Source organism: Bacillus sp. H1a (genome assembly GCF_000633475.1).
GTDB classification, from domain to species: Bacteria; Bacillota; Bacilli; order Bacillales; family Bacillaceae_G; genus Bacillus_A; species Bacillus_A paramycoides.
On record NZ_AYMH01000060.1, the window covers coordinates 1 to 11,053 of the forward strand.

The 11,053-nt window shown below is 33.7% G+C and carries 10 protein-coding genes and 2 pseudogenes; 7 read left to right on the forward strand and 5 right to left on the reverse strand.

Annotated features, from left to right (window positions below; translation table 11 throughout):
• Positions 1–197: 197 nt before the first annotated feature.
• Positions 198–332, forward strand: coding sequence for a hypothetical protein (locus U860_RS36920; protein WP_269431834.1), 135 nt, complete (start codon positions 198–200; stop codon positions 330–332).
• A gap of 196 nt (positions 333–528) precedes the next feature.
• On the opposite strand, the gene U860_RS0124695 is transcribed toward U860_RS36920, so the two are convergent.
• The gene (locus U860_RS0124695) at positions 529–915 is read right to left on the reverse strand and encodes a hypothetical protein (protein WP_025150613.1); all 387 of its coding nucleotides are present in this window, start codon (positions 913–915) and stop codon (positions 529–531) included.
• Positions 916–1,203: 288 nt separating this feature from the next.
• On the opposite strand from U860_RS0124695, the gene U860_RS0124700 reads away from it, so the two are divergent.
• The gene (locus U860_RS0124700) at positions 1,204–1,632 is read left to right on the forward strand and encodes a helix-turn-helix transcriptional regulator (protein WP_025150614.1); all 429 of its coding nucleotides are present in this window, start codon (positions 1,204–1,206) and stop codon (positions 1,630–1,632) included.
• Between the two features lie 89 nt (positions 1,633–1,721).
• Here the strand turns inward: U860_RS0124700 and U860_RS0124705 are convergent, their stop codons facing one another.
• Both U860_RS0124705 and U860_RS0124710 read right to left on the reverse strand, forming a co-directional pair.
• Positions 1,722–2,630, reverse strand: a complete 909-nt coding sequence (locus U860_RS0124705) for a DMT family transporter (protein WP_025150615.1) — start codon at positions 2,628–2,630, stop codon at positions 1,722–1,724.
• 157 nt (positions 2,631–2,787) lie between these two features.
• Positions 2,788–3,615 carry a 2OG-Fe dioxygenase family protein gene (locus U860_RS0124710; protein WP_025150616.1) on the reverse strand — a complete coding sequence of 276 codons (828 nt, stop codon included), beginning with the start codon at positions 3,613–3,615 and terminating at the stop codon, positions 2,788–2,790.
• A gap of 573 nt (positions 3,616–4,188) precedes the next feature.
• On the opposite strand from U860_RS0124710, the pseudogene U860_RS34135 reads away from it, so the two are divergent.
• Positions 4,189–4,436 (forward strand): annotated as a pseudogene (locus U860_RS34135) (mobilization protein); the annotation flags it as partial.
• A gap of 245 nt (positions 4,437–4,681) precedes the next feature.
• On the forward strand, positions 4,682–5,296 hold the full coding sequence (locus U860_RS0124730; RefSeq protein WP_025150617.1) for a hypothetical protein: 615 nt from the start codon (positions 4,682–4,684) through the stop codon (positions 5,294–5,296).
• Positions 5,297–5,882: 586 nt separating this feature from the next.
• Here U860_RS0124730 and U860_RS0124735 read toward each other — a convergent pair.
• The gene (locus tag U860_RS0124735) at positions 5,883–7,466 is read right to left on the reverse strand and encodes a vanadium-dependent haloperoxidase (protein ID WP_025150618.1); all 1,584 of its coding nucleotides are present in this window, start codon (positions 7,464–7,466) and stop codon (positions 5,883–5,885) included.
• 416 nt (positions 7,467–7,882) lie between these two features.
• Between U860_RS0124735 and U860_RS0124740 the strand changes: the two genes are divergently transcribed.
• The 3 genes from U860_RS0124740 (at position 7,883) to U860_RS34145 (ending at position 10,199) form a co-directional block, all read left to right on the forward strand.
• Positions 7,883–8,908: a GH25 family lysozyme gene (locus U860_RS0124740; protein WP_025150619.1), complete on the forward strand. Its 1,026-nt coding sequence runs from the start codon at positions 7,883–7,885 to the stop codon at positions 8,906–8,908.
• 448 nt (positions 8,909–9,356) lie between these two features.
• Entirely contained in the window at positions 9,357–9,965 is a 609-nt protein-coding gene (locus U860_RS0124745) for a DUF3967 domain-containing protein (protein ID WP_025150620.1), read from the forward strand.
• A 126-nt stretch (positions 9,966–10,091) separates the two neighbouring features.
• Positions 10,092–10,199 (forward strand): YjcZ family sporulation protein, encoded by a 108-nt coding sequence (locus U860_RS34145; RefSeq protein ID WP_076855920.1) that lies wholly within the window; start codon positions 10,092–10,094, stop codon positions 10,197–10,199.
• A gap of 402 nt (positions 10,200–10,601) precedes the next feature.
• On the opposite strand, the pseudogene U860_RS34150 reads toward U860_RS34145, so the two are convergent.
• Positions 10,602–10,706, reverse strand: a pseudogene (locus tag U860_RS34150) (integrase); the annotation flags it as partial.
• Positions 10,707–11,053 lie beyond the last annotated feature (347 nt).

Genomic DNA, 11,053 nt, shown 5'->3' on the forward strand with positions numbered 1-11,053 from the left:
CATTGCGATTTCCATATTATTTCCTCCTCTTGTTCGTATTAAGATGTGGTGAATCTTTATACCTTTATTATAGTAAGCGCTTACATTTATAACAATACATTTCTATATGCAATATTGCATATTTATACGTTTAGACAAAAATGGTACCATAGCAAGGTGAGAGTCTTTAAGGGTTCTCCTTAATAGGAGGAAACAATATGGAAATAATGCAAGTGATTGATAGTAAGCTGAAACTCAAGAGTTGGGTTAAACAGGTATTAGCTGTAGGCGGAATGTTAGGGTTCTGCTTCTTGTTGTTATATGCTTGGTGTTATATGTTTACAGTTTCTTAATTGTTATGTAAATATATATAACTATAATAGTGGAGTCTTACCTACAGAGGTAAGGCTCTTTTTTTGTACCTGAGGTGAACAAACTATACATAATACCTTTCAGACTCCTTTTGAAAGTAAACTTCTATTCAAAAGTTTACTTTTAAATCATCAAAAAAGAGTCCTATTAATTTAGGACTCTTTTTCATATAATTTCTTAAATGAAATTTTGAGGAAAACATTCACGAACACCAGAATTTCTTAATGAATTAAATAATGCTGCACTGATTCTTAATAGGACGTTGTTATCAGTTCCATCTTCTAAATCGTATATTACAAAGTATGAATTATCGACTGTGAAAATACATTTTCGTTCTAATTTAAATCCAGGCGGTACAGTTGGAAGTGTATCAACTGGTACAATTACAGGTGTATCTCCTTCATCTCTGATAAAATTGAAAGTTTGCTTGTCAATTTCGTAGATATTAACTGGATCAATTTCTACACCTTTATTTGGAATTGTAATTTCATCTTCAACTAATAAGAAAAAACGTTGGTTTCGAAAATTGAAAAGAGATCTTGCTCCAATTTCAAATGATGCCATTTTATATTCGCCTCCATAGCAACTTTTTTATAGGTTTAAAGTTACCTTTATACAATATGCTAGATTAATAGATTTTGATAAGGCATGTACCCTTGTAAATTGAATTTAGGTAGGAGTCCTATGTTTATGGGATTCTTTTTTTAGTTTCTGATAACATTGTATTAATTGAATGTAGAGGGTAATTTAGTAGGGATTTTAATGTGTGAACCATTAGTTTACATGTATTAGATTAATGGTTTCTTTATTGATTAGGGGTTTATATGTAATGATTTCTTAGAGGTGAATAATATGAATTTAGGTTCGCAATTGAAAAGGTTTCGTGAATCAAAAAGCTTTTCACAAGAAGATGTGGCTCGAAAGGTTGGAGTGACTAGACAAGCTGTTTATAAATGGGAGAGTAATAAAAGTTATCCTGATATTGATAATTTGATTTTACTTAGTGAATTATATGAAGTAACAATTGATGAGTTAATAAAGGGATCAGAGGATGCTAGAGAGGAGTTAGATAAAAAGGATAAGGATGAGTGTGAGGACGATGAGGATAAAAATGATTTTGGCTTTTTTATAGGTATTGCTCTTATATTTATAGGGATATTTATTGGTATTGAAGGAGTTTCTTTATTTATAACTATATTGGGAATGCTGATAATGGTATTTTATAGTGATGTGAAAAAAGCAATCATTAATGAATTTAAAATAAAAAGAAGACCGAATTAGATTGTTTTTTTAGTTTGAGCTTCTTTCTATTTTATGTAAACAAATATTCAAAAGTTTACTTTGGAAAATACAAAAAGAATCCTGATTATTTAGGATTCTTTTTGTAGATTTTTAATAGGAACATTTAACTTGATTTTACGATTAGTTATATAAACTCCCATTAGTATAAAAATTAATCCAATGATTAATTTCCAACTTATAACTTCATTTAAAAGAATATATCCCCAGAAAATTGCTGATACTGGTACTAGATATGTAGATATGGAAGCGAAATCTGGACTTCCTTTTTGAATTAAATAAAAGTAAAGCAAATACGCTATACCTGATCCAAATACACCTATTCCAATTAATGCGCCTATATGATGCCATGATATCGTAGTTAAAATTTGAATTGGATCTTCTAATAATAAAACTATGAAACCACTACATATACTACCGACTAATAATGTACCTAAAGAAATTTGAAACATGGATATTTCTTTAAGATAGCGTTTAGTTATATGGGTAGCTAAACCGTAGCAAAAAGTTGCTGTCAACATAGCGAAAAAGTTTAAAGAATTTACTGAAAAAATATTGGATAGATGTATATCTGAAAGAATTAAAATACCTATGAATCCAATAAATAAACCTATAAGTTGATTACGATTAGAACGTATACTAAAAAATAAAATCCCTAAAATCATTGTCCATAAAGGTTGAGTTGCATTTAAAACAGAAGCTAGATTACTAGTCATTTTTTGTTCGCTAAAACAAATAAGTGTCCATGGAATTACAGTATTTAGTATTCCTACAGCAATTAAAGGTATAAATGGGATTTTCCCTTTAAAAGATTTACGGAAAAATGGTATAAGTACAATAAGTGTTATAACTCCAAAAGTTGAACGTAAAAATGCTACAACTAAAGGATTAAAATCTGCAACTAACACCTTGAAAAAATAGAAAGATCCTCCCCAAATAAGACTTAACATAATGAGCGCAAGGTATAATTTACGAGACATTTCTTCCCCCCTCTTTATTTTTGATATAAGTAGTTTTTTATCTATATATATCATTTTCAATTTATTTTACATAAAATAGAATATAAAACCAAGTAAAAGAACCGCTATTAGTAGTCGCGGTTCTTTTTTATTATTGTAGTTCTATATGGATAAAATTTTATTTATTTAAAGGATTCCAAGATGTACTAATAACATCTCTAATTGCTAACTTAGTTATATCAGTTGGAGTAATTGGTGTAACATCGTGTAAACAATGAGCATCATCCCATAATACAGTATCACCAGAATTAAGTAGAGGATTTTGCCAAAAAATCACTTTATCCATGTCAGCAAATATTGAATCTGCACCACTTACATTTTCACGATTTACTAGTAAGATAGAGGCAAAAGAATGGCCATCAGTATGAACACCTTCAGGTGCACCATGTCCTTCTTCTTCTGCGCTACCTATAACACGAATTGGATGTACTTCGACTTCCCAAAAAGGAGATTTGATACGTTCGTGAGTTGGTATCATGTTAAAAAGATTTTTTATGAATGTTTTTAAATATAGATTTTCAATCATTTCTTGTTCAAGAGGTGCAAAATTCCGCGCTATATCACCTGCATACTTATTAATTTTAGAGCTTTGGAAAAATGGTCTATGCGGAAGGATTTCAGGTTCATTGAATGGGTTATGTGAATCTAGTTTAAAGCTTCCAAAACGACGATATCTGAAAGTTGCTCCATCTTGTAAATATGGATCCATTGGTAGATTTTTAAACAGTGATGAGAGTTCTTTAAAACTTGATTGAATTTCATTGTCCATATTTGATAATTGAGTTGGAAAATATGCAAGAGGATTAGTTTCTGTAAATCCTGGCTCATTGTTAGTTGCCCATAATTGTTTAGTATTAGTGAAATTAATAGGTAATCCAGAGTGATCTGCTACTGAATAAGAACTGTTTCCTTTAATTGCTTCAGGGCGATTTTTAATAGTTTTCATTATTACACCTCTTCAATCAATTTTATGGTACCTACAATGTAATACTTTTAATTCCTTATAAAGTTAAAGTATACAGAACGGGGATTAATTGTAAATATATAGAAAAATTTAGAAAAATAAACCAGACTATTCATAATTGTTGGACTCTTTTGTAGATAATCTATTTTGTGCAGTTTAGTAATATATGGCGTATGTCAATGGTAAGCGGACGAACAAAGCGAAGCGGAGTGAAGGAGCATTAAGGAATTGACATATTCACTACACCAAGACCCTCTTGGATTGTCAAAACGTTCACCGTTTTGGCCTGCCAACCGGCGAGGGAGCCCCTCAAGGATTTGAGGGGTTGGGGAGTTGGATTAAGGGGGTCTGGGGAAGAGTTCCCCAGCAGGTTTGGACAGAGTCCAAGGTTGATTTTTCCATGCTAAGCATGGATCGGCAACGCCGACAAGCGTCGCAGACCCCTATTGATTTTGATGCAAAAGCGTCAAAATACGTATAGGGTTACGTCAATTGACACAATTTCGTCGCCTTGCTAGACTTATTGTATCAATTAATCTAGAGGAAGTGGTGGCACTTTATTTTGTTCAAAAGAATATCCGAAGTGTATACAAGGATGTCTTTCAATAAGCAGTGGACGAGTATAAGGAGAAACAAAAATGGAATGACCGTAAGATTAAGGATTACTATGACAAAATACATAAATACGAAAAGACATATGAGCAACGAGAACTCGTTGTAGCGATTGGAGAAGGCAAAGACGACCAAAGTATAGGGAAGCCAAAAAGGAAGCGTTAAAACAGTATGTTGAGGCGTTTCAAGAGTGAAATCTGAATCTAGCTGTCTATAACATGGTTTTACATGATGATGAAAGAGAGGATTGAATGTTGTAGATGGGAATCTTTAGTAAGGGATTCTATGTTATTATAGAGATAGACGAAAAAACCGCCCAATGTCTTGGCGGACAGGCGGTTTTTTATACTCAGGTTGGAATCAACCTAATATATTATTCTATACACATTGTAGCATAGGTTAGTTGATTCCTTCCACTAAGGGAGAGAATTATTTTATGACAAAAGTTGTAGATTTTGGACAAGCTGAAAGAAATGCTAGAAAAAGAGATCTAGAAATTGAAAGTGAAAAAATTCGAGAGTTATATAATAATGTTTCAGAAGTTGAATTAGAAAAAGCTATGGAAACTATGGCTAAAGCTACTGGTAAAGAGCTTTACATAGGTACTAAAAAAAGTCCCCAGTCGAAAGTGAGGTTTGCTCAAATTTTGCAAAGTAATTATGAGTTTTTAAGGGAAAGGGAATACTTTACGGCTAAAGAAAAAGCATTTTTAATTGATATTGTTTCTTCGATTGCTTTTAATTCTAACTGTATTGTTGATGATGTGAAATCAAAAAATCCAGTTCCATTGAATATTTCAGGACTTGCAAAAAAAATTGGATTAACACGAGCAAATACAAGTCTTTCAGTAAATTCTTTAGTTAAAAAAGGGATATTAGCGAAAGCTGAAAGTGGAATTGAAGGAAATAATGCAAAAGCTTATTCATTATTTGTAAATCCTCATATTATTTATGCAGGAGATAAGGATAATGTAAATGAAGCACTTAAAGCAATCTTTTATAAAGCTATGAAAATGAAAATATTGAAAGAGTTACCAGATAAATTATTTTAAGATTGACAATTAGTCAATCTTATTTTTTTACTCATTTTCGTGTGTATTGTTTTCGATACGAATGTGTATTGTTTTCGATACACACGAAAAACGTTATAAACCTAGTTATATCAACCCTTAATACCACTTTTAAAACTCTCTCTCTTCTCACTCTATATATATAGGCTAAAAGTTCCGAAAGGAACGGGTCGTATTTTTGAGAAAAACACTCAAAAATCTCCACCCTCAGAATCAAAAAGTCGGTTCGTTCATCCTCACCTAAAGGCTATCGCCTTTTCTTTTTAATTCTGTCCTTGCAAAACTTTTTTCGGCTCGTTTGCTTTTCTCGCCAAGCCGATAGACCAAAAGCAAGCAAATGGGTTCTCGGCCTGGACGAACAATTATACGAGCCGAACCGCTAGTTCATCCGAACAAAATTCTCTTTTATACAATATTTTATATAACGCTAAGTTCTTGGGGGCTAACCCCCAAACCCCCAGCCAGCACTCTTGCCCAAAAGCAAAAAAAACAAGCCCTACATACATGTGTGGCTTGTTTTAGTAATGAATTTTAATTATTTGTTTTTAGGATTATCGATTCTTTCAGATTAGATTGTTATGATAGTTCCGTCAAACTTGGTAAGAGAGAAACCATTAAAATTCTCATTGAAGGTAGCTTTATAGTCTCGAAGAATTCCAATGGCGACTGCTTCTCCTAACTTTAGACCCTCCACTCCATCCGAGCGCCAGTGAAGACCGGCAGTATCGCGCCCATGGGTGATATTGGAGGAAAGTTTGTTTAATTCCCCTCCAATGGTTAAAGGTGCCCCTGAATATGGTAGTAATGAAAGACCATCAGAACTAGCTACAACTGGATTAGGAATTACAAATGATTCGTTAAAGAACGCCTTTAGCATAGTGACCCCAGCTCCAATAGAGCTAGCATGTCCTCCAGGATAGGCAGGATGAGTCGGACAACCTTCAGCATAAGCTATAGGCAACAGATAAGTGCCGTACTTGTCAAAAATCTTGGAAATCGCTTGTGAGTTTAATAATTCTGAGTCAATTGGGTAGCTGGCGGTACCCGTCTTGGTGTTGTGGACGCGTCCTCCGAATTCTTCAGGCCGAAGTCGGCGATGAACCAAAAATTTTTGGAACCAAGCAGCTTTTAGAGCTGCTTGAGCAGCTCGAGTTACCATATCTAAAATGTGTGGGGCGCCAAAAGTAGAAAAGCCAACCTGTGTTGCCGAATTCAGATAAGGGTTAGCTGAGTCTAATGCAGCTTGTCCAAAGCTGAGCAAAATTAGACAAGCATCGAGAGTACCTTGGTAGGAAAAATCTCGGTGAACCCATTCCCCTAAATCTCTACCATTTCGGATATAGCGAAGAGTTGGGTCAAATACATTTGATGTAGTCGGTTTCGATCCGTTTTGAATATTCAACCATTTCTCATATGTGGTCATGTGATCGTCTCCAGCTGTTGTAGTACGACATTTTTGAACAATCGTTGTAGCTCCAAAAGGAATATCCTTCCAAAGAAATTGAGAAATAAAAGGTCCACAAAGGTCACCGGTTGTATTTCCACGGAAAAGAGTACCTGTAGTGACTACTCCATTGATTTTAGGTCCTCGAAATTCTGAAAATCCTGATAGTTCAGAAGCAGCCTGGAGGGTAAGTGGATTGATGTCAAATTCTGTGAAAGATACATCTCTCGTCAATGCTCTCCAATAAAGCTCAGCCATCTCACTCGCTTCCCAGGCACTACTAAAGGCTGGTGGTACAGCAATACCCAAATGATGACTATCAGGTCCTTCCAGTTCGAATGCATAGGCAGCTTGAGGATCGGTAAGCTTCACAACCCCACCAAGAGGGATATCCTCAAAATTGTCCGAGTTACCTGTCTCTAATGCATAAATTAAAGATTTATAAGCATTGAGATTAACTTCACCGAGTTGATTGTGTAGCAAAGCTTTAGAGAAGTTACCTATTTTTTGGGGATACAAGTTTTCGTCACCATTACATACATGGTTCGGGAGAGGTTGTTTTTTTTGGAAATTCGCTGCTTTTAAACGAATTTGAAAAGCCTTATTACGACGCTTATTTGGAGTTATAGGTCCGATTTCACACGACTTTTTTGTGTTTACCTTCTGTTCCTGACTATCATTTTCTTCATTAGTTTGATTATTTTTCATATATTATCACCTACTAATATGAAGTGAATTCAAAATATTAGCTAGTTCTTATAGAAATTTCCTAGCGTCCCTAAGTTCTATCAATTTTGAATTCTAATTTAGTGTATTCGTATTGATTTTACTAAGTATGGTTTCTTTTACTAATTTAATTTTTTATTTTCTATAGAGTGTTAGGTATCAGCAGACAGTTAAGAATAAAAATTGTATAGTTCATTTTACATAAATGAACTGTATATCATATGCATGTGAGGTTAACATAACGTACTATTATTGGATTCAATGTATTTAGAAGATTTAATTGATAGACTGTAATATCACCCAAAATAGTAGAAATGATGTAAGCCCCCATATACATCTATTAACAATTTAATAAACTGAGAATATAAAGTAGTATAACGAATTAGGAGTGTTATATCATGTCATTTGGAATTGATGTGAGTCATCATGAGGGAAATATTGATTGGAATAAAGTAAAGAATGATCCAAATCAAGTAAACTTTATGATTGCAAAAGTAACAGAAGGTTCTGAGCAAGGCACAAATTTTGTCGATCCAACCTTTCAATACAATATTAATGGTGCAAATAGTGTTGGCATCCTTACAGGAGCTTATCACTTTTTTCGGGCAATCTCTGTTAATGATGCAAAACAAGAGGCTGCTTTCTTCATTAAAAATTTACAGAGTGTAACATTAACTGCACCTGTATTTGTCGATATAGAAGTTAATGATGCAAATTTAGATCCTGATACATTAACAGATGCTGTGAATGCATTTTTAACAGAATTGAAAGATGCAGGGTATATAAATACCGGCGTTTACAGCAATTTATATTTCTTTCAAAATAGTCTAAACGTTTCACGCTTACAAGATACTTTATTGTGGGTTGCACGTTATAACCCAAGAGGTGCAGGAATGGAATGTGATATTTGGCAATACACAGATACCGGAAGTGTAGAAGGCATTAATAGTAATGTCGATTGTAATATATCCTATGTAGATTTGGATAACGGGAATAATAACAACAATGGACCTAATAGCTCTTATATAGGAATTGCTACTATCGCAGGTGATAATGTAAATTTACGAGATCAACCTTCTATGAGTGGTAATGTCATTGGAACATTGCATCGTAACGAGTCCTATAAAGTGTTTTACGAACAAAATGGCTGGTTAAACCTAGGTGGGAATGAATTTGTTTTTTATGATTCTAGTTATATTTGTTACTGTAATTATATAGGGATTGCTACAATTACAGGCGATAATGTAAATTTACGAGATCAACCTTCTATGAGTGGCAATGTGATTCGAACATTACATCATAACGAAGCTTATAAAGTATTTTACGAACAAAATGGATGGCTAAACTTAGGCGGAAACCAATTCATTTACTATGACCCTAGCTATATCGATTATCAATTACTTTCTGCATGTTCCAATTGTTAAATAGTGGACAACCCCTATGAGGGGTACCACCAGCATTTTGAAAAGAAAACATGCTAAGCACAAAATACAATGAGCAGTCCATATGGACTGCTCATTTACATAATTCTTAATTATCAGTAGTAAAATTTGTAAAGAAATCTTGTGTTTATGAGGGTTTTTGTTCTTATGTCTATCTATCTCTTATACAAGATTTTATACATCGTTGATATAGCGGGGATTCTAGGGATCTTCGCTATTCTTTTTTTGCATAAAATCTTGTATATAGAAAAAAGATTTTGATGATAGTATCAAAAAATAACGAGTCTCTAGATTTAAGCTTGATATATAAATTAAATACATTATCTATGTAAAGATTATGGAAGGTGAAAATGAAAACAAGTAATACGTGAATTATTAGGAAAAAGGGTATATCATTGCTATAGCGAATATATTTTTGAGGTGAAACGCTATGAAGACGCTTTATAGTCCTGGCGATGTGGCAGAGCAATTAGGTATCCAATCTAGCACATTACGTAAGTATGCAGATGTGTTAGAAAAAGAGGGTTATACCTTCGTGAAAAACGAACGTGGCCATAGGAAGTATAGAGAAAGTGATGTAATGGTGTTCCGTAAGATTATAAACCTAAAGAACGACACAGATATGACACTAGAAAATGCCACAAAGCAAATAGTATCATGGTATCAAGGCGTTGAGGTATTGCCACTAGAGCGGCATGAAGTTGAGCGCTATGAAGAACCCGATTTCAACGCTACAGCGCTACAAGCAATGATCCAGGAGCAGAGTAAAGTTATTGAAAAACAAAATGAATTACTACAAGAATTAACCAAACGATTAGCAGAGCAAGACCAGCGATTCACGCAAAGAGAATCAGAGTTAGTGAACGCTATGAAATCGCTACAGGAATCCCAGAAGCTTATAGCGATGAATAGTAGCGTAGACATAGTGAAGAACCAAGGACGAGATGAGATGCTCATGCAAACGATTAGGGAAGTTCAGGAAGTAAAGAAGATGATCGCAGCAAACAATGATAAGAAGTGGTATGAGTTTTGGAAGTAGGATTCCTCAACTCTTTTTTTAAAAGGACCTGCTCACATATTTTCTAAAATTATAAACTAATGTAAATCCATTGAAGTGCATGAGTGACCCGGTTGTTTCCCCTCTTACCTAAAAGGAGGGACTGTTATGGGATTTGGTGGTAGTTGCGGCAGCTGTGGTTTTGGTGGCGGATTCGCTTTATTAATTGTACTGTTCATTTTACTAATCATTATTGGCTGTAGTTGCTTTTGCTGATCTACTTACTGGTAAAGAAAAGGCACTTATTTAAGTGCCTTTTCTTTATGGAAAAAGATTCGCCACAATCGGTGACAAGGATAAAGAATGATAAGTATTATTTTTAATAAAAAGCCCCGCAAGTAAAAGTCCAAGAACACACATTTTTTTGGTACCTATAACTTGGCATTAGTAAATAAGATCTAATCTAACGAAACGGTAATATTACCGTTATTCTCATTGGAACGTTACTAATGCATTACCAATAGTATTACCATTGCAAAACAAACGAACACTATTTACTTATTTTTAGTTAAATAAATGTGGTACGTGCTACGTTTTTGAAATACATAAAAACCATTCGTAATTGTGTACCTTTAAGGATATAATTTATTTTTTTATAAAATCAAATTTTATCACGTTATAATCTTGTTCCGAGCAATGACGTTTAAGAGCCCATTTCATATCTTCGATCTGTTCTTTGCTACGGATGGGTTGGACATCAATGAGATGTGGTTTTTTGTTCATGGATTTCCGACCTCTTTATTTATAGTGTTTTGAATGTATACTTTTATTGTGTATTTTGAAGATATCAGGGGATTCGGTGAGAAGTCAATGTTTAAAGGTATTTGAATGTAAACTAATATTTAAAAGTTTACATTCGTATTTATAATAAATAAAAAGCACTTTTTAATATTTTAAAAGTGCTTTTAACTTGATGTTGATGTGATAGAACCTCAAGTATGTAGAAATTTAAAAAAGTCCCTTAATAATGTTAAAGGGACTTTGCTCACACAAATGATCTGCACATCAATTTATTTTCGATATACAGATCATTTGTATGATAATTTTATAAATAATTGCTAAATAATGAA